This window comes from Saccharophagus sp. K07, from assembly GCF_014336955.1.
GTDB lineage: Bacteria > Pseudomonadota > Gammaproteobacteria > Pseudomonadales > Cellvibrionaceae > UBA5868.
On the sequence record NZ_QRAI01000002.1, the window covers coordinates 103,356 to 121,377 of the forward strand.

At 48.2% G+C, this 18,022-nt stretch carries 19 protein-coding genes; 7 read left to right on the plus strand and 12 right to left on the minus strand.

The features are described 5' to 3' along the window. Positions 1-53 precede the first annotated feature (53 nt). Complete coding sequence (locus DWB84_RS06935) at positions 54-965, minus strand: hypothetical protein (protein WP_187409058.1); 912 nt, start codon at positions 963-965, stop codon at positions 54-56. A gap of 52 nt (positions 966-1,017) precedes the next feature. Between DWB84_RS06935 and DWB84_RS06940 the strand changes: the two genes are divergently transcribed. The 3 genes from DWB84_RS06940 to DWB84_RS06950 all read left to right on the plus strand — a co-directional run bounded on the left by DWB84_RS06940 (position 1,018) and on the right by DWB84_RS06950 (position 5,303). Beyond that, positions 1,018-3,447 (plus strand): DUF1588 domain-containing protein, encoded by a 2,430-nt coding sequence (locus DWB84_RS06940; protein WP_187409059.1) that lies wholly within the window; start codon positions 1,018-1,020, stop codon positions 3,445-3,447. 11 nt (positions 3,448-3,458) lie between these two features. Continuing rightward, on the plus strand, positions 3,459-4,850 hold the full coding sequence (locus DWB84_RS06945; RefSeq protein ID WP_187409060.1) for a DUF1552 domain-containing protein: 1,392 nt from the start codon (positions 3,459-3,461) through the stop codon (positions 4,848-4,850). Positions 4,851-5,012: 162 nt separating this feature from the next. Further along, complete coding sequence (locus tag DWB84_RS06950; protein ID WP_187409061.1) at positions 5,013-5,303, plus strand: SemiSWEET family sugar transporter; 291 nt, start codon at positions 5,013-5,015, stop codon at positions 5,301-5,303. Between the two features lie 95 nt (positions 5,304-5,398). Here the strand turns inward: DWB84_RS06950 and DWB84_RS06955 are convergent, their stop codons facing one another. Both DWB84_RS06955 and DWB84_RS06960 read right to left on the minus strand, forming a co-directional pair. After that, positions 5,399-6,877 carry an MFS transporter gene (locus DWB84_RS06955; protein ID WP_187409062.1) on the minus strand — a complete coding sequence of 493 codons (1,479 nt, stop codon included), beginning with the start codon at positions 6,875-6,877 and terminating at the stop codon, positions 5,399-5,401. 127 nt (positions 6,878-7,004) lie between these two features. Beyond that, positions 7,005-7,586, minus strand: a complete 582-nt coding sequence (locus tag DWB84_RS06960; protein ID WP_187409063.1) for a hypothetical protein — start codon at positions 7,584-7,586, stop codon at positions 7,005-7,007. A gap of 179 nt (positions 7,587-7,765) precedes the next feature. Here DWB84_RS06960 and DWB84_RS06965 point away from each other — a divergent pair, with 179 nt between their 5' ends. From DWB84_RS06965 to DWB84_RS06975, 3 genes are read left to right on the plus strand one after another with little or no spacing between them, the layout of a single operon-like run. Next, positions 7,766-8,143, plus strand: a complete 378-nt coding sequence (locus tag DWB84_RS06965) for a DUF488 domain-containing protein (RefSeq protein ID WP_255428888.1) — start codon at positions 7,766-7,768, stop codon at positions 8,141-8,143. Between the two features lie 6 nt (positions 8,144-8,149). Next, positions 8,150-9,139: a nitronate monooxygenase family protein gene (locus tag DWB84_RS06970; protein ID WP_187409064.1), complete on the plus strand. Its 990-nt coding sequence runs from the start codon at positions 8,150-8,152 to the stop codon at positions 9,137-9,139. A 17-nt stretch (positions 9,140-9,156) separates the two neighbouring features. Next, complete coding sequence (locus tag DWB84_RS06975; protein ID WP_187409065.1) at positions 9,157-10,122, plus strand: D-2-hydroxyacid dehydrogenase; 966 nt, start codon at positions 9,157-9,159, stop codon at positions 10,120-10,122. A gap of 87 nt (positions 10,123-10,209) precedes the next feature. Here DWB84_RS06975 and DWB84_RS06980 read toward each other — a convergent pair whose 3' ends face one another. From DWB84_RS06980 to DWB84_RS07005, 6 genes are all read right to left on the minus strand, one after another. Further along, on the minus strand, positions 10,210-10,737 hold the full coding sequence (locus tag DWB84_RS06980; protein WP_255428889.1) for an N-acetyltransferase: 528 nt from the start codon (positions 10,735-10,737) through the stop codon (positions 10,210-10,212). Positions 10,738-11,271: 534 nt separating this feature from the next. Beyond that, complete coding sequence (locus DWB84_RS06985; protein ID WP_255428890.1) at positions 11,272-11,559, minus strand: hypothetical protein; 288 nt, start codon at positions 11,557-11,559, stop codon at positions 11,272-11,274. Positions 11,560-11,801: 242 nt separating this feature from the next. Beyond that, on the minus strand, positions 11,802-12,230 hold the full coding sequence (locus DWB84_RS06990) for a GNAT family N-acetyltransferase (RefSeq protein WP_187409066.1): 429 nt from the start codon (positions 12,228-12,230) through the stop codon (positions 11,802-11,804). 161 nt (positions 12,231-12,391) lie between these two features. Continuing rightward, positions 12,392-12,850 carry a VOC family protein gene (locus tag DWB84_RS06995; RefSeq protein ID WP_222868078.1) on the minus strand — a complete coding sequence of 153 codons (459 nt, stop codon included), beginning with the start codon at positions 12,848-12,850 and terminating at the stop codon, positions 12,392-12,394. A 215-nt stretch (positions 12,851-13,065) separates the two neighbouring features. After that, positions 13,066-13,410 carry a hypothetical protein gene (locus DWB84_RS07000; RefSeq protein ID WP_187409067.1) on the minus strand — a complete coding sequence of 115 codons (345 nt, stop codon included), beginning with the start codon at positions 13,408-13,410 and terminating at the stop codon, positions 13,066-13,068. Positions 13,411-13,600: 190 nt separating this feature from the next. Further along, a complete protein-coding gene (locus DWB84_RS07005) occupies positions 13,601-14,347 on the minus strand; it encodes an SDR family oxidoreductase (protein WP_187409068.1) in 747 nt (248 codons plus the stop codon). Positions 14,348-14,480: 133 nt separating this feature from the next. Between DWB84_RS07005 and dbpA the strand changes: the two genes are divergently transcribed. Next, a complete protein-coding gene (dbpA, locus tag DWB84_RS07010; protein WP_187409069.1) occupies positions 14,481-15,866 on the plus strand; it encodes an ATP-dependent RNA helicase DbpA in 1,386 nt (461 codons plus the stop codon). Positions 15,867-15,890: 24 nt separating this feature from the next. Here the strand turns inward: dbpA and DWB84_RS07015 are convergent, their stop codons facing one another. The 3 genes from DWB84_RS07015 to DWB84_RS07025 form a co-directional block, all read right to left on the minus strand. Further along, positions 15,891-16,235 carry a hypothetical protein gene (locus DWB84_RS07015; RefSeq protein WP_187409070.1) on the minus strand — a complete coding sequence of 115 codons (345 nt, stop codon included), beginning with the start codon at positions 16,233-16,235 and terminating at the stop codon, positions 15,891-15,893. Positions 16,236-16,387: 152 nt separating this feature from the next. Then, complete coding sequence (locus DWB84_RS07020; RefSeq protein WP_187409071.1) at positions 16,388-16,963, minus strand: hypothetical protein; 576 nt, start codon at positions 16,961-16,963, stop codon at positions 16,388-16,390. 376 nt (positions 16,964-17,339) lie between these two features. Beyond that, positions 17,340-17,609, minus strand: a complete 270-nt coding sequence (locus DWB84_RS07025; protein WP_187409072.1) for a DksA/TraR family C4-type zinc finger protein — start codon at positions 17,607-17,609, stop codon at positions 17,340-17,342. Positions 17,610-18,022: the final 413 nt, after the last annotated feature.

Consider the following 18,022-nt stretch of genomic DNA (forward strand, 5'->3'; position numbering starts at 1 on the left):
AAATCCAAAAAACAGATAGGTTGGTTTTTGACCTGTTTGTGCCGCGGAGACGGTTAAGAGTATCCCGACACTGAGCGCGGCCCTTTTACACCGGGCCATGGATAAGAGGTTTTTATGTGGCTCAAAGCGAAAGTGTGCGCGCTGGCTGTATGCCTGGCGCTTACTGCATGCAGCAATTCTCCAGAAGCTCCGAAAAAAGATTTGCCAGGTACATCCAGCGGGTCTCCTTCACAAAGTCCTTCGGCAAGCAGCTCTTCGGCAGCTAGTTCATCATCCGGTTCGGGGGTAGATAGCAGCTCATCTTCGAGCAGCTCTTCTTCTAGTAGCTCTTCCAGCAGTTCGTCGTCTTCAAGCTCTGCTTCATCGAGCTCTGCTTCCTCAAGCTCTTCGTCTGGCTCTGGTGGTGTTGTGATCCCCGGTTCGTCCAGCTCGAGCGCGGCCAGCAGTGCATCTAGCTCGTCCAGTTCTTCATCGAGCAGCTCATCTTCTAGTTCGAGCAGTTCGTCTTCCAGTTCGAGCAGTTCGTCTTCCAGTTCGAGCAGTTCGTCGAGTTCATCTTCCAGCTCCTCATCGAGCAGTTCATCGAGTTCATCTTCCAGCTCCTCATCGAGCAGTTCATCGAGTTCATCTTCCAGCTCCTCATCGAGCAGTTCATCGAGTTCATCTTCCAGTTCATCATCGAGCAGTAGTTCCTCGTCGAGCAGCTCTTCTTCGGGCTCATCAAGCAGTTCGTCGTCAAGCAGCAGTTCATCAGCCGGTGGCTTTGCCGGAGGTGTGGCGCGCGGAAAAGTAGCATTTGACGCAGCTGGTTGTGGGAATTGCCACCTGGATAACTGGAATGGCCAATTTGGCGGGTTAATGCCGTTTGACGTCAACAATTTCACATATCCTTCGTTGAATATGTATGAGAAGACATATTCAGACTCCAGCGTAGAGGAGCTGGCGAAATTTATTAATGAAGCCATGCGTCGCTTTGCTCCGGCCTGTGGTGATGAGGCATGCGCGCAGGATATTGCGATGTATCTCTGGGCTTATCGCACCCCACCGGCCACCGGTAGTGAAAAGCTCGAGATTACCAATCTGTCATTCGATGAAACCGGTCTGAAGTTTGATCTGAGCTGTCAGGCAGGAGCATCGGATGTACTTGTGAAAGTGGTTGATCCTGATGCGGGCGTGGATCTGTCGACGGCGTATAGCGCGATTATTTCTCGTGAAGATGGAATTTCTGAAGTCGAGATCGAAAGTATCGCCACTGTAGATGACAACGGCGAAATCGCTCTGGTGGGTGATGGCAAGAATATATGGCGCAAAGAAATCTGGTTTAACGCTCTTACCGACAGTGTTGAAAACGGTAATTTGGACCTGACTCTGAATATCAGAGCCGTCGCCAACGTCGAGCACGAATTCGCAAAAGTCGGAATCCTGGTGTCGAGCACAGACGATCTGTCGGGACAATTATTGTTCTTGCATTGGTCTGGGCGAAATGGTTTAGCAGAAGACAGCGGTAATTCCGGTGATTTAGATGGCTATGGATTGCTATTGGCCAATCCGAATGAAGGGCAGCTCACTCCTACACCAACGACTCTGCGCGTTACCTATGAAGATGGCTCGTTGAAAGTGGGTGGTTGCTATAACTGCGCAAATCCGGAAATGAAAAATGCGGCGCGCAATGTCAATTTCACTCCTAAGCGTGTGTTTATTGTCTCCAGTTCTCACAATGCTCCAGAAACGCTGGCCTACGTGACGGTTACCAATGCCCATAAGCCTATTGCGGTGCCTTATTACGAAGTCAGTTTGCCTTGCGGTACTTCATCCACTCCGGTTGTGGTACCAGACAATCTGCTGAAGTCGCGCGCTCAACTGAAGCTGGCGATTTATCAGAACGGCGAGCTTCTGACAGAAAAAGTGACTGGCAAAGTTTATTCAGAAAATGCCAGCTGTCAGATCCAGAGTGGCTTGTTAGAACCCAAGCTGCGCAGGTTGTCTGAAGTGCAGATCATGAATTCTTTGCGGGATATTTTCGGCAATATTTTCGCAGAGGATTCCGTGCCCAATATGGAAGATGGTTTCAAGCTCATTGGTATGAATACTCTTGCTGACCGCTTGAATATCAATGCCATCAACCTGGAGCGTTTATATGACTCGTCACGTGACTGGGTAGTCTCGATCATTGAGGGTAACAACACTGTTAAACAGTGCGCCCAGAATTCGGCTGCGACTTGTGTTGACACAATAGTTGCGGATTTTGGTGAGAAATTATGGCGCCGTCCGCTGACCCCTGATGAGCTCACTGATCTGGCCAGCGGCATTGCAAAGTTCAGCAATAATCAGAAGAAGCTGGAATTTGCTCTTAATAGTTTGATTATGAGTTCCAACTTCCTGTTCCGCAGTGAGATTGGTACCGCCGCAGGCGAGTACCGCCAGCTCGACAATTATGAAATTGTCACACTGCTGGCTTATACCATCTGGAATTCTACTCCCGATCAAACGCTGCTGAACTTGGCGCGTAAGAGTTCACCACTGACCGTGGCAGAATTGCAGAATCAAGTCGATCGCATGTTTGCTGATCCCAAGGCAAATAAAGCGTTGGTGGAAATTTATAAGGACTATTTAAAACTGGAAATGGGCTTGACGGTTGCGAAGGCGGAAGCGCTCGGTTTTACCGATGCAATTCGACGAGAGCTTTTGACCAGTGCCGAACTTATGTTGTCTGACCGTATTAAAGGTGATGCCAATTACATGGATGTGTTTGGTGGCAACGATTTTTATGTAAGCAAGGCCACTCAAGGCTTCTTTGGTGCCTCCGTTGCCTCCGATTCGCTCGAGTTGACATCTCTGGACCCGGCGCAACGATATGGAATTTTGAGCCATCCAATCTTTTTGGCCGCACATTCCACATTGGACCACTCTGGAATTATTAAGCGTGGTGTGTTCACGCTTGAACAATTCTTGTGTGAGTCGCTCGGTTCTCCGCCCACGCAAATTGACAGCCAGGAACCGCCGCCAAGTCTCGATCCAGCGACTACGTCCGAGAGAGTATTGCTGCAACTGACTCACAGCTCACAACCTACTTGTAATGGCTGCCATCAATTTATCGATCCCGCAGGATTTGGATTCGAAAACTATGATGCGGTTGGTCGCTACCGCACTGTCGAAAAAGGAAGCGTACCAATTGATGCCTCCGGAACTTTGCGAACCACCGGTGGCTTCGAGTTGACCTATGGAAACAGTGTGGAATACACATCGGGCCTGGTTAATTCTGAGCGTATGGCCAGCTGTGTTTCTCGCCGCTTCCTGGAACATTACTTGAGTCAGGATTTGAGCGAAACCTCGTGTGAATTGAAGAAATATAGGACGCAGCTGAACTCTCGCGGCCCGACGGTGAAGAGTCTCTTGGATTCCTTGATCCAATTGGAAAGTTTTACCAAGCGCAGACAAGTGCAATAGTAGGTGTTCCCATGAGTGATATAAGCACGAAAATTTCCCGTCGCGGCCTGATTAAATCTTTGGCCGGTATTGGACTTCTTTCTACAACCGCTGCAGAGCGGTTGCTCGCCCAGACACCTACCGCACCTTATCGCGTGTTACTGGTGGCGTTACAGCACGGCTGGGGGATTGGTGGGTCCAGCAACCAATTCATGCAGGGTAACGAATATGAATACGAGTTTCCTCCTGGATTGAGTCCGTTCAACAGCATTCGCGATAAATGTGTGGTCGTTGATGGTTTGCTGACGCTGGGTAACTGGGGCAATAACCATGACTTGTCTTATGCGGACATGTTTACGGCAGGTGTGCCCTTTGGAGAGAAAACCTCTGCCTATGATAGCCAGATGCCTTTGTCGCCAACCCCATCTCTCGATTATCTTCTGCAAGAAAAATCGAAAAAAACCACTTTGCGATTGAGTGCCGGGTATGCATCCTGGGGCGTGAGATACCATCCGATCAGTATTGATGGTTCTGGAAGCGTTCAGCCGTTTTATACCACTGCGTTTGATGCCTACAACAGCGTATTTAAGAATTTGCCAGACTCGCCTGCGGGTGGAAGTAATCCGGCTAATGATGTTGAAGCGCAACTGGTTAACACCATTTTCAGCACCATTCGCAATCCTGCCGAACGCCGGCTCGATGGATTAGCGACTTCCGAACGGGAGAAAATCCGCCGCTATCTGCAAGCTATTGTCAGTGTAGAAGACAAGCGTAAACCGGTGGTGGCCAATAACGGCGGCTATAAGCTCGCAGAAATTCCAGTCAAACAGAACAATCGCCTCATCGATTTGCGGCAATATCTGGATATGATCAAGGTCGCTTTTGCCAACGATATGACCACTACAGCAGTATTGGGCATTGGCGATCTCCATCCTATATCGCAATTCCACCACGAGCACGCTCATAACAACACCGAGACCTGGTGGAGTACGCGCGTGGAATTTGCCGAGGCGATGCGGGATTTCGCGCTGAGTCTCGACGCCATTACTGATGTGGACGGCCGCTCATTACTCGATAACACATTGATAGTGTTGAGTGGAGAGGTGGCGGATGGCATGCACGATGTGTTGTTGAAGGGCCACATTTTAATTGGCGGTGGGAGTCGCATTCAGACAGGCCGCCTGATTCGACCGGATGTCATCACTGGTATCACCAATGTCGACAAATTGATGCGAGAAGACGCCAAAGGAGTTTTGCAGCCGCAGATCATGTGGGGCAACAAACATGTTATGCGAATCGGATCGCGTACCAATGCCGATTTATTGCGAGATATAGGCAATATCGCTGGCCTCAGTCTCAACCAGTTTGGTCTGCTTTCACAAAATAAAGGCGGGGTTCTGATACCGGACTATGTCCGCATTTAATATCAAGATTGAATCAACACTCGGTACAAGCCGCCTCAAGAGTCGCGAAGGCTATTGAGGCGGCTTTTTAATGCGCATCATTTGGCGGGGTTTATTAAGACTGGTTGGTGAATTGCTGAGCGATCCATTACAATCGCCGCCATTTGCCGGAAGTCGTATCCCATGTCTGCTGACGTTATTGGTTATATAGCCGCATTTTTTACTACTTTTTCTTTCGCTCCCCAAGCTCTCCTCACCTTGCGATCTCGCGACACCCGAACACTTTCACTGGGAATGTATGGCATGTTCGTCGCTGGCGTTACCGTCTGGCTGATTTACGGTGTGATGAGGGATGACGTCATTATTATTGCGGCTAATGGAATAACACTGCTGCTTTCGGTGCCTATTCTCAGTATGAAAATTTATAACTTGGTTTGGGGAAATGAAAAAGTTAATCGCAATATCATCAACTGATTGATATGGACGCTTAGTTTATTCTTCGAGGCGGAATTCAACAGATTTTGGTATGACGAAATCCTGCCGAACCCGCCGCTAGAAAAATAAAAAGCTTAGGCTATGCCCGCATCCAATCTACGCTCCGCAAGTTCCCGCTCAATCGTAAGCTCCTTGTTTTTATTGATTTCATAGAAAAACAACAAAGCCGTTGCAATCAGGAAGGGCAGGGAGGCGTAGAGGCTGACTAATAACTTAATGCCGTTTAGCGTCTCTGCAGACTGGGCAACCATATTGGGGTTGTAATTGTAAAGTCCCAAAAGCGCAGCGACCAATGCGGTACCGATGGTCAAGCCCCCTTTGAGGCCAAACAGCATGGCGGAGAAAATAACGGCGGTTGCGCGACGGTTGTTTTTCCATTCGGAGTAATCCGCCACGTCGGCGATCATTGCCCACAACAAAGGAATGGAAATGCCGTAGAAGAAACCGTGCAGAATCTGGGAAATAAACATGGCGCCTATGGCTTCTGGTGGATAGAAATAAAAGACCAGCAAAAACAATGTGGAAATAAATAAAGAAATCGCGTACACATCACGTTTGCCGAAGCGGTCTGCCAAAGGTTTGGAAAATGCGATGCCAACGATCATCAAAATAATGCCGCCCGCGTTAAACAGGCTGAAGGCAGAAGTGGAAGGATCGTTTGGCCAGTGAAATTCTGTTAAGCCCATGTTGGTCAAAAGGTTATTGAGGCCTGCGATCATGGAGTTGAAGCCTATGTCTTCCAGGAAAATGGCCGCATGGCTTTCGCTGACGTAATTCTGGAAATAGTACACATAGCTGCCGCCTTTCAAAGTGATGTTCACAAAGATCAACACCGTAACCAGCAGCATAATCAACCAGGGACGGTTGCTGAACAGGTCTTTGACATCATCAAGAATGCGGGATTTTTCCTGTGTAACCGGAAGGACACGTTCTCTGGTCGTGAAAAAAGTAATAAAAAAGAAAATAACGCCGATAATGGAGAAAAACGTCATGATGTTTTTAAAGCCTTCGGCTTTATCTCCATTCCCTGCGATCAAAATCAGCGGCAGTAAAAGCGCCTGAATAATAAATTGTGCGATCATCACAGCAACAAAGCGATAAGCCGACAGACTATTGCGTTGCTGCATATTACCTGTGAGAACACCACTGAGAGCAGCGTAGGGCAGGTTGTTGGCGGAGTAGATCAGCATAAGAGCGAGATAAGTGACGAAAGCATAAATGACTTTACCGTCATCACCCAGGTCAGGCGTGCTAAAGGTCAGAAGCGCAATCGCGCCGAAAGGAATGGCCGTCCAGAGTATCCAAGGCCGAAATTTACCCCAGCGGGTATCTGTTCGGTCGGCAATGATACCCATTATTGGGCTGAAGAATGCCGCAGCCCAGCCGCAAAAAAACGTGATAAAGGAAGCTGTACCTGCAGGTATGCCATAAACGTCGACATAGAAAAACACGATAAATGTAACAAGCGTTTGAAAAATAAGATTGGCGGCGAGATCGCCAAGGCTGTAGCCAATCTTTTCAACAACTGAGAGTTTTTCGGCTGTGGAATTCATTATTTTTAGCTTCCTGGTTGGATAAGTTAACTGAGCAAATAAGGGCTCATAGTCGGCAATAAGAGCACATCCAATGTATGGGCATCAAGCGCAATTGGTTAGAGGTGATAAGTCTGTATCTTTGCTGTTAGCCTGCCCTTGAGCGTCGTTTATAAATGATAAGCAATATAATAAAAATACAGGCGATGGCTACGGCAGCGGGAAACAGCAATGTGGCAACGGAATAATTTTCCAAGGCCATTACCACCAGCGTATTGCGTGTGGCGAATAGCCCGTAGAATCCCAGCGATTCAGAATAAGGATTTGTATAGACTTTTTTAAGTGTTGGACCAAAACCCAGAAGATCAACAAACGTCAATGCGACGACTGCCCAAGTGGGATCTGAGGTTGCATACCACAATGGTAGTGAAGACATGGCCGCGGAAAAAAATAACCAATCGGTCCGCGTAATCGTGATATCCGATCTTTTTATATAAGCAATTATCGCAATCAAAATTGTGATCGAGCCCGAAATACCAATAGGCCATACTGCGATACCACCGCCTGCCTGGAGCTGCGCCAGAAAAACAACAAACGTTGTAGCGCCCCAAATTACCCAGGAAAAAACATGCGGTTTTGTAGTACCTCGAATAATGCCACGCAAATAAGGATAAAACCCGATTAACGTCAGAGCTATGGCGACAGCGCTGAGGATCTCTTTTAATAGCATTTGCGGTATACAGAATTTTCCATGTCGGCCATCTTACCGTCATAACAGCTCGATACGCAGCGTATATATTTCCGAAGCACTTTGAAAAAGCTATTTGGGTGGTGGCGTACAGCCAGCGGATATAGATTTTGTGGTAATTGGGAATACTGCCATTACGCAACGAAACCACGAGAAGATAAATGATGAAGCCGCACATCAACATCAAACGCATTTACGACCCGCCAGCCAAGGACGACGGAGTGCGCATACTGGTGGATCGCGTTTGGCCGCGGGGTAAAAAGAAAGAAGATCTGCATATGGATGCCTGGTGGAAAGATATGGCGCCCAGCACTGAACTGCGTAAATGGTTCAATCATGACCTCGATAAGTGGGAAGTCTTCTGCGAAAGTTATGAAGAAGAATTAACTGCAAATCGCAAAGACGTGGAATCGGAGCTTCAACCTCTGCTGAAAAATCATCCTAAAACCATTACTCTTCTTTATTCCGCTCACGATACGGAACACAACCAGGCCATAGTGCTGCGCGACTTTCTGCAAAAACTCATCAACAAACACTGATTGCTTATGTCCAACGATTCGCACCCCGCCCTCCAAACACCCCTTGTAAAAACCCTCGGCTGCGATCTGCCCATTATGTTGGCCGGAATGGGCGGCGTGGCGCGGCATAAATTGGCTGCAGCGGTTTGTGAGGCCGGTGGTTTTGGCGTAATGGGCATGGTACGCGAGCCGGTGGCCTTGATCGAAGCGGAGGTGCGGGCGCTGCGAGAACTTACCGACCGGCGTTTTGCCGTTAATTTGATTCCGGCCTCCACCAAGCCTGATCTTTTGCGCGACCAAGTAGCTGCCTGCCTGCGTCTGCAAGTGCCTGCCTTGGTGCTGTTCTGGGATGTGGATAAAGCTCTGGTGCGTCATCTGAAAGAGGAGGGCGTGCAGGTGATCCACCAAGTGGGCAGCGAGCGCGATGCCGACTTGGCGCTGGAAGCTGGCGTGGATGTTTTGATCGTTCAGGGATATGAAGCGGGCGGGCATGTGCGCGGTACTACCAGCCTGTTTGGCCTTTTGCCGGTGATCGCCGCCAAAAGTCCGGTGCCGGTTGTGGCATCCGGCGGTATTGCCAGCGGCCGCGCCTTGGTTGCGGCATTGGCGCTCGGCGCTCAGGGAGCGAGCTTGGGAACTGCGCTGCTTGCCACTCACGAATCCAACGCTCATCCACATCACCAAGAGTGCGTACTCGCCGCCGGGGCGGACGATACGCTCTACACCACCATTTTTGCCCGCAACTGGCACGAGCCGGCGCCAGTGCGAGTACTTAAAAATGCGGTAACCGAAGGCAAGTATCGACACGCCGACCCTGATACCATCATCGGCCAGCAAGACGGTCAGCCGGTTTACCTTTATTCCACCGACTCACCCTTGGCGGACGCCACCGGCCAATTGGATGATATGGCGCTTTATTGTGGCCAATCCTGCGGCCAGCTCGACCAGGCATGCAGCGCCGCTGAACGTATTGCATCGATTATCAATGAAGCCACTGAGCTGCTGCGTTCGTGGTAGGTTAAGGAACATTATTGATGTCTGTTGTTGATTTCTCCGGCGGCGCGGTATTTCTCGACGCTGCCACCGTCGACTGCGGCGATGTGGATTTCACGCGCCTGCACGAAGTCGCCAAGCCTCTCCATATATATCCGCAAACCAGCGCGCGAGAGCTTGCCGAGCGCCATCCGCATGCCTGGTGCGTAATTACCAATAAAGTAAAACTCGAACGCGATTTTTTTCAGACGCGGCCCAATTTGCGTTTGGTGTGCATCACTGCAACCGGAGTCAATAACGTGGATTTGCAAGCGGCGGCGGATCACGGTGTTACCGTCGCCAACTGCAAAGGCTATAGCACGGAAACGGTCGCGCAACATGCCTTTATGTTGTTGCTCGCCCTGGTGCGCAGCTTGCCGCAATATCAGCACGCGATAGCGCAGGGCGAATGGAGTCGTTCGCCCATGTTTTGTGTGCTCGATTATCCTCTGCGCGAATTGCAAGGCATGAAATTGGGAATTGTTGGCTACGGTGATATAGGTCAGCGCGTTGCGGAAATTGCGCGCTTTTTTTGCATGGAAATATTGATCGCCGAACGCCCTGAAAGCGCGCCGCGTCCAGGAAGATTGCCTTTTACTGAAGTGCTCACTCGCAGCGATATACTCACCCTGCATTGCCCGCTCACAGCGGACAACGCCAAATTGATCAATGCAAAAACACTCGCGTTGATGCAGCAGGGTGCATTTTTGATTAATACTTCGCGAGGAGGATTAATCGATGAGCAAGCATTGATCGAAGCTCTGTGCGACAAAAAACTGGGCGGCGCTGCATTGGATGTCCTCTCCACCGAACCGCCGCCAGAGGATCACCCACTTCTGCAAGCCAAATTGCCGAATTTAATTCTCACTCCCCACTGCGCCTGGGCCAGCGCGGAAGCACGGCAAAGAGTTATTGATCAAACCGCGGAAAATATTGTGCGATCAATAAAAGGGCTAAAGCAAAGATAGCGTAGGTTGAAAAAGGCGCAGCCGCCTTCCGACACACACCTCTCGATTAGGATTCTCAAAACAATCCTGATGTTCGCTATCGAGATTTCAAATCAGCTTTTTCTGCCAGAACAAAGCCTTGCCCATTTGCGGATCCAACTCATAACCCTCAAAGCCAAAAGAGCGGTAGGCCTTTTGGGCGATTACATTGCCCTCTAATACCTCCAACGTAATTTTGCAGCAGCCACGCTCCCTAGCCAGTTCCTCAACCTTTGCAAGAAGTTTGTAAGACAACCTGCGGCCGCGAAATTTGGCGGATACGACAAAGTCATGGATATTCAGTAAAGGCTTGCAGGCAAAGGTGGAAAAGCCTTCAAAACCAATTGCTAGGCCTGCGGGTTCATCATCGATAAAAGCTATAACGACAAAAGCGTGCGAGCGTTTGATTAGCTCAGGAATAAGATTTTGTTTAACGGTTTCCGATAATTCTCGGCCACCTCCCGCTTCTGTCTGCGCATATTCGTTCAATAGCTCAATCGTTGCACGAGAATGCAGAGGGTTGGTTAGGTCGGCGACTATAACGTTTTCCATACTTTTAGCTGCTATGTGGAATGGGGCAAGGGTGACGGTAAACAAACAGTATAGTTTTATTTTCCGTGCTCTAGAGGTGTTGCTGCAAGAGGCAGGTTGTAAGGTCTAAAGGCGCCAGGGCACCATATGTAAGCCCTTCAAAAGCATGAATCCCGGCGCGCTTGCGTGAAATGGAGATCTTATTTAATAGCTTGGTAGAGTCTAAACTTTAAATTCAATGGCATCTTTTGAAATGAAGTTCGCTTTTCGCATTACTGTTATTGCAATTACCTCCTTTTGGAACTCGCCTGTCTCGTCAATTTTCTTTGACATTACACACGGAATATTGATGTCGGTTTTAGTGCAACGAACATTGAAGGAGCATTGTGCTTTAGGCGCAAAAGGTTGCTTATATGAACTGTAGTTAATCGGTTGAAGATGCTCTGGAGTTCGGTAATGGTAATTGCTGGATTATTTCTTGGGTCATTCATTCGGTCCCGAACGAAATGCACGGACATTTTAAATCGGAGTCTTTCCTGTCTGAACTTTTCGTTTAGAATGGTTTCAAGCATCGTTATTTCGTCAAGTGCAATCCCCATTTTATTGCGCTCCCTGGAATTTGCTGAATAACTCGTGGAGTTTTTGATTGAGTTCTTCTGAGCTCGTGGCTAGAACTGTTCCCGCAAGCTTCGACTCATCGATGCTTCCGATCCTCACTTCAAATTCTCTATTGTCAAATGAATCAACGAATACGGCCATTCCGGTTTTCTCGTCGATAAACGATGCGTAATTGTCGGATATTGACATGTCAAATTTCATCTTTGCTCCTTGTTTTGCTTTGACGCCAATGTTGTGCACAGTGGCATCTCTGGTGAGATGCAGAGACATTAGGGTCTGAGTGAAGGCTTGCCAAAGCTACCGTCGAAGCTACATTTCGTCAAGTCTTTGGTCGGGACGGTTTTAGATGTTTTCTTCTGGATTGCTGATTGGGCAGCGATTTATAGAATAATCGCGAAATTGGTATCTAATAGGCAAAATAATGCGCAAGCACGAATATGCTTGCGCCCATCTTTGAACATATCTAACTTCATTTAATAGCCTTGATAGGTTATGCCCGTCCATCTTCCACCTCATAGATGCCACTCCCATACTTTGCCATCTTCAGGATGCATAACTTCCCCCGCAAAAATAAAATTGAGTTTCCGCAGAATATGCGTTGAGGCATTCTCTTCTGGAAGTGTTTGGGCTTTAATACGATTGATTCCCTGTTTTTTTGCAAGATCAAGAAGCCATCGAGCCATGCAAGTTGCCACTCCTTGCCCCTCGTATTCAGGAAAGGTGAAATAAGCAATTTCTACTTCGCCATTTTTAGGAGGGGTTTTGAATGCGCAAGATCCTATAAAGACCCCATCTTGTTCCGCCAGATACCCTGCCCACGGCAGTACGGGCGATCGGTTAGGATAAATATTAATGACCAGATCACATAATTGTTGCAGGGATTCGGAGTTGTGAACTCTTTCGTCCGACAGAGTATCCTGAGATATTGCAATAAAATTCATTGTGGTGCCTTTTGAGTTGTTTATATAAAGGAATATTTATACAAATCAAACGAAAGGCTTTCATAGGCATTTGCTCGATAAATTGTTAAAGACGCATTTTTTGCTTGAGAGCCCAGTCGCAATGTTTATGCAAAACGACAGGGCAGATATAACTAAAGCATTCACTTATCAGCGCTGTAATCATACCAAACGGCTTCAATATTGTGGCCGTCCGGATCATAAACAAAAGCAGCGTAATATCCCGGCCAATACTCGGGGCGATATCCTGGGCCGCCGTTGTCTTTGCCGCCAGCCTTGAGCGCGGCGGAATAGAATGCTTCGACTTCTTTTTGACTTTTTGCTTCGAATGCCAAATGAGTTTTCGTAACCGTATCGCTTTTGCTTATCCAAAAATCGGTATTTTTTCCATCGTTGAAGCCCGCTGCTTCACCATACTCCATATTGTTTTTATAACCGAGGGGTTTAAGAGTTGTGTTGTAAAATTCTTTTGACTTCGAATAATTACTAACGGGTATTGCGACATGTGCGATCATAATGTTTTCCTCCGGGTCAAGCGGAATAAAGCCAAGCAGATCGAAATGGCTGAGCTGATCTGGTAATGCATGGACAGTGAGACCCAAATCTTGTTCAAGCTGCGCGGAAGTACCGATCGGATCTGAGGAAGAGATTCGGGAACAAGAGTTCTTGTGTTTGGCTAAGGACGTTATTCTTCATGATGGCTGTGCTGTTAGTGTTTTAACCTTGTATCTTCTGCCGATCTTATGAAGCTATTTACCTTACCGCGTAAATTTTGTTCGGATTATTATTTGTTTAGCGATTATATCGGGTATCAATACTACGGAAGGTCGGCTTTACTGCCATGATAAAGTCCATCTTTAAATAATAGTAGTGTATTGTTGACCTTGAGTCCGATGTTATCCGACCCGAAATAGGTATGTATGTCACTGACTTCAACCGCTTGGACGGAGCTTGTGCCAAACTGGCTTTCTGCCAATGTTTTAATTCCTTCTATTGAAGGATCGGCGCTAGAGGCTTTGAGAAGTTGCTCAATTTCGCTGGTTGTTATGAACTGATTTGTCCAGGCAGTCTTCCACTTTTGAGTTTCTTTGAACAGATAGACATTTGTGCATGACGATATCAATAGAAGGGATGCTAGTAACAGATTAGATTTTTGACTCATAATTGTGTTGAATTCCATGCAATTTAGTGTCTGCCGCGGGTGCAGGATTTTGTGCAGCGCGAGCGAACGAGTCTTTGTTTATAAAAGGCCAGAGTTCTATCTCGCCTGCGGCTAAAAACTCGCTTTGTTTTAGCGTCGGATCGGCATAATTTTCGCGATAATTTCGCGGCTGGTATTTATTTCCAGGAAATCATCGCCCTCCCGTAACATCCACTAGCGACCCCGTAATGTAACTGGCTTCATCTGAGGCAAGCCACAAAATTGTTTTGGCAATTTCTTCCGGCTCACCTGCTCGTTGCATGGGAACGGACGGCGCAACGCGTTGAATTCTGCCGGGTTCGCCGCCTTTTTTATGCATGGTTGTATTAATAATACCTGGGCGCACTGCATTTACACGTATACCTTCGCCTGCGACTTCTTTTGCTAAACCAAGAGTAAAGGAGTCGATAGCGCCTTTGGTAGCGGCGTAATCGATATATTCGAAAGGAGAACCTATGCGGGAGGCGACGGAAGAAATATTGATAATCGATCCACCGCGACCGCCTTCGGACTTGCTCATGCGCTTAACTGCCTCGCGTGCGCACAAAAAGCTGCCGATAACATTTACCGCAAATAAATGCGTCAATTCATCTGCCTTGATATCGCGAAATAATTTCTGGCGCAGAATCGCTGCATTGTTGACGAGCAGATCAATGTGCGGGAATCGCTTATCGACTTGCGCAAACCAATTCAGGATATCGGCTTCACTACTCAAATCCACCTTAGAATAAAAAACATCACGGCCAAGTGCGGTGATTTTGGCAGCTATGCTTTCCGCTTCTTGCAGCTGATTTAAGTAGGTAAATGCGACGTTATAACCACGTTCAGCTGCCAGCAATGCGGTTGCGGCGCCTATGCCCGAACTGGCGCCGGTAATAAGCGCGACCGGATGAGTCATAAAGGTTCCTCCTTCAGAGCTGAAAACGGAGTATAACGCTGGGATCTATCGCTTTGTCGATCTCCGCCAATAAGGTACCTTACGCACTTTGCGGCTGAGTTGTTTCAGTCGTCGTTCCAGATAGGACCCTCCTTTGAATACCAATGATTTTTCTTCTCTAAACCTCCGCCCGGAACTCTTGGAAAACCTGGCTACCCTGGACTTCCATACCATGACGGAGGTGCAGGCCAAGGCGCTGCCGTTGATTCTGGCGGGCCGCGATGTGCTTGCGCAGGCCAAAACCGGCTCCGGCAAAACTGCCGCGTTTGCCTTGGGACTGCTGCAAAACCTGGATGTGAAGCGTTTTCGCATACAGTCGCTGGTGCTGTGTCCCACGCGGGAGCTGGCGGATCAGGTGGCGCAGGAGATTCGCCGCCTTGCGCGGGTCGTGCATAACATCAAAGTGCTCACCCTGTGCGGCGGTGCGCCTTTTGGTCCCCAGCTGGGCTCGCTGGAGCACGGTGCGCATATAGTGGTCGGCACGCCCGGTCGGATCGAGGAGCATCTGGTCAAAGGCTCTTTGAAGCTGGATGACATCAATACCCTGGTGCTCGATGAGGCGGACCGCATGTTGGACATGGGATTTCAGCCTGCGCTGGAAGCCATCGTCAGCTATCTCCCCGAGCGACGACAGAATTTGCTGTTCAGCGCGACCTTCGCGCCGCCCATTCGCGCCATCGCCGAACGTTTTCTGCAGAATCCGGCCAAGGTCGAACTGGAATCCACCCACGATCAAACAACCATTACGCAGACCTTTTATCGCGTAGAAGGCGATGCGCCCGATCGCCTCACCGCACTGCGATTATTGCTCGTTACCCGCAGGCCCGATTCCACTTTGGTATTTGCCAACACCAAAGCCGAAGTACAGCAAATTGCCGATGAATTAAAACGTCACGGTTTTAGCGCCTTGGCGTTGCACGGTGATTTGGAACAAAAATTTCGCGACCAAACGTTGGTGCTATTCGCCAACAAAAGCGCATCTATTTTGGTGGCGACCGATGTTGCCGCGCGTGGTCTGGATATAGATGCGGTGGATCTGGTTATCAATTACCAAATCGCCCGGGAGATTGAAGTACATGTACACCGCATAGGTCGCACCGGACGCGCTGGCAGTAGTGGTGAGGCGGTTACGCTGGTCAGCGAAAAAGAACGCTTTAAATTGGAACGTCTAGGCGAATTGTTGCAACACACCCCAAGCCTGGAAAACCTGCCGCCAATCAGCCAGCTCAATCAACCGGGATTCAAACCGCCCATGGCGACGCTGCAAATCGACGGCGGCAAAAAGCAGAAGCTGCGCCCTGGCGATATAGTGGGCGCTTTGACAGGCGAGGGCGGATTGGCGGCCGATAGCATCGGCAAAATCAGTGTTGCAGAAAATACCACTTATGTAGCTATAAAACGCAATGTTGCTTCCGATGCGCTGGCGCAAATTGCTAACGGGAAAATGAAGGGCAGGAGTTTTCGTGCACGGCTGATTTAGCGGTGCACGAAAAATCCTGGTAACTTATTTTGCAGTTTGAGCAAATTGCCCGATCAGGCTCGTCAACAGGCTAATGACAAATATGATCTGGCACCAGAGGAATATTTTGTAGCGGGATCTGGAATTTCTGAATCGTTTGCCGATCTGAAAAATGCCCACAACAAATCCGCCTAATAAAATTGGTGCAAGCCCACCACCCGCCCCGCTTGCTATCAACCCCGTTGCCAGAAGTTGATTTAAAAAGGATGCTGAATAGGCCAAGACCGAAAACAAGACTGTAAAAATAATTAAAATAATTCCTGGTTTTTTGTTTTTTAGATCATCAACCTGAAAATCCGCTGATTTTGGCGTTTCATAAATATTATTCATCGATAGCTCCTTGTTGCGATGGCTGGCATAATGCCATTTCCGCAGGACGGCGATAATGGTGTCCTGCCGTGCGGCTAAACAAAGCAAAAGATGTTAACTTGTGCGATCTGTAAAGTTTTGATGATGAGGAATTCGGTATTGTATAAAGCATCTCAAATTGCTTTATAAGCAATTTGAGATATTTGGCAGGCCGGAGGGTTCATGAAGTATGCCGCTATTTCTCCAATGACTGCTGCATCGGCATAGGAAAATAAATCTCGTGCGGCGGTAACCCTGCTGGCTTGATCTCCGGAAACCAGCTTTCGCATATTTGTATTGAATGCGGATTTATCCATTTTCCCTTGGTTGGATTTTTCATACCACTGCCTAAAATTGTAAACATCTTGAAATCCCTGCAAGATGCTTACTTTAGTTTCCGAAATTGGGAATACGATGAAATGATGATCGGGTGTTATGTTGACGTAGACCACATTTGCCGTGTTTAGCAGGGATGCGATTCGATCCGCTCTTGCCTTTTGGGATAAAGTGCCTATGCCTTGGACGGGTTGCGGAGGGGCATTATTAATCGTGTTAAAAAGCAGGCTGGCGGTCATATTGCACGATGAAATATTCGTATTGCTCATGCTGTTTTGTTCCATTAATTTGGCCGTGAGCTTGCTTGTTGAGGGAATCGCAGTCGCAATGCGGTTTAAGGCGGTGATTCCTTGGATTTCTAAAAAACTCGGCATAGTTGGTCTCCTAGGTTAAGGGATGAAAGCACGCTTACTCGGACAAATATGATATTAAACGTATGATCAATGCACAGTGGCACCTAAAATCAAGCGCTTTTAAGTTGCTGGCTTAGAAGCAATGAGTTGGTCGTAGGCAGTTTTTTGAACAAGAGTTTACTCTAATCGCGCGATTCGTAAAACCTGAAACAAGTTACCAATGTAAAGAGTAGGTTAGCTATTGGAGCGGAGAGAGTTTGATCAGGGCTGGAATGGGGGAGAGGTGTGAGTGATATGGTGAAGGCTGATTTTTGACCAGGATAGATGGAATCGTAAAAAATCTATCCTATTTCTCTCGCAAGGAAATTCAGCAAGGTGAACATGCGGGCCAGAAAAATCACCGCAGCTGGCTATCTTTACTAGCTCTGCGATTTATCCCGCCGGTAACTTTTTTCTGCTCTTCATCCACCACAGACTGACAAGCCACACATAAACGAACACCCGGCACCGCTTTCTGTCGCGCTTCAGGTATGGCTGTTCCGCATTCTTCGCAATGTGTGAGACTCGGCCCGCTGGGTAGAAGGCTGCGAGCTTTTTTTACTGTGTCATCAATACTTGCATCGATCTGATCTTGAACCGCACCATCGCGAGTCCAGCCACCGGCCATTTTGCACCTCTAGGTTTCAAGGGATTGGTTTTATTAGAGGTTTAACGGAAAGCAAAGTTTCGCCCTTGTTTGGGCATCTTAATTTACTTTTTGTGTTGAGATGCATATAGAGACCGCACGTAGCAGGCAGACTGTCATTCTCGCGAAGCGCGGATCCATATTTTCGGGCTTTGGAGAGGCTGGATTCCCGCTTCGCGAGAATGACGATAGCTGGGGCAAGTAATCTTTGCACTTGATTTCCATATTCGACTTTTGCGTTCTGATGCTCATGTAGAGCTGCGCACATGAGCGACAAGACGTCATCCTCTACATTTTAGTTCTGATGCTTTTAGAGTCTTCACATAATTGACAAGACCGTCATCCTCGCGAAGCGGGGATCCATACTTTCGGGCTTTGGAGAAGCTGGATTCCCG

What these genes read in the sequence shown, in the direction of transcription:
- DWB84_RS06950 (WP_187409061.1), top strand. Translation starts at nt 5,013, where the DNA reads ATGTCTGCTGACGTTATTGGTTATATAGCCGCATTTTTTACTACTTTT.
- DWB84_RS07005 (WP_187409068.1), bottom strand. Translation starts at nt 14,347, where the DNA reads ATGACTCATCCGGTCGCGCTTATTACCGGCGCCAGTTCGGGCATAGGC.
- DWB84_RS07025 (WP_187409072.1), bottom strand. Translation starts at nt 17,609, where the DNA reads ATGGCCGGTGGCTGGACTCGCGATGGTGCGGTTCAAGATCAGATCGAT.
- DWB84_RS06960 (WP_187409063.1), bottom strand. Translation starts at nt 7,586, where the DNA reads ATGCTATTAAAAGAGATCCTCAGCGCTGTCGCCATAGCTCTGACGTTA.
- DWB84_RS06955 (WP_187409062.1), bottom strand. Translation starts at nt 6,877, where the DNA reads ATGAATTCCACAGCCGAAAAACTCTCAGTTGTTGAAAAGATTGGCTAC.
- DWB84_RS06970 (WP_187409064.1), top strand. Translation starts at nt 8,150, where the DNA reads ATGTCCAACGATTCGCACCCCGCCCTCCAAACACCCCTTGTAAAAACC.
- DWB84_RS06935 (WP_187409058.1), bottom strand. Translation starts at nt 965, where the DNA reads ATGGCTTCATTAATAAATTTCGCCAGCTCCTCTACGCTGGAGTCTGAA.
- DWB84_RS07020 (WP_187409071.1), bottom strand. Translation starts at nt 16,963, where the DNA reads ATGCCGAGTTTTTTAGAAATCCAAGGAATCACCGCCTTAAACCGCATT.
- DWB84_RS06940 (WP_187409059.1), top strand. Translation starts at nt 1,018, where the DNA reads ATGTATCTCTGGGCTTATCGCACCCCACCGGCCACCGGTAGTGAAAAG.
- DWB84_RS06965 (WP_255428888.1), top strand. Translation starts at nt 7,766, where the DNA reads ATGATGAAGCCGCACATCAACATCAAACGCATTTACGACCCGCCAGCC.
- DWB84_RS06975 (WP_187409065.1), top strand. Translation starts at nt 9,157, where the DNA reads ATGTCTGTTGTTGATTTCTCCGGCGGCGCGGTATTTCTCGACGCTGCC.
- DWB84_RS06990 (WP_187409066.1), bottom strand. Translation starts at nt 12,230, where the DNA reads ATGAATTTTATTGCAATATCTCAGGATACTCTGTCGGACGAAAGAGTT.
- DWB84_RS06985 (WP_255428890.1), bottom strand. Translation starts at nt 11,559, where the DNA reads ATGTCTCTGCATCTCACCAGAGATGCCACTGTGCACAACATTGGCGTC.
- DWB84_RS06945 (WP_187409060.1), top strand. Translation starts at nt 3,459, where the DNA reads ATGAGTGATATAAGCACGAAAATTTCCCGTCGCGGCCTGATTAAATCT.
- DWB84_RS07000 (WP_187409067.1), bottom strand. Translation starts at nt 13,410, where the DNA reads ATGAGTCAAAAATCTAATCTGTTACTAGCATCCCTTCTATTGATATCG.
- DWB84_RS07015 (WP_187409070.1), bottom strand. Translation starts at nt 16,235, where the DNA reads ATGAATAATATTTATGAAACGCCAAAATCAGCGGATTTTCAGGTTGAT.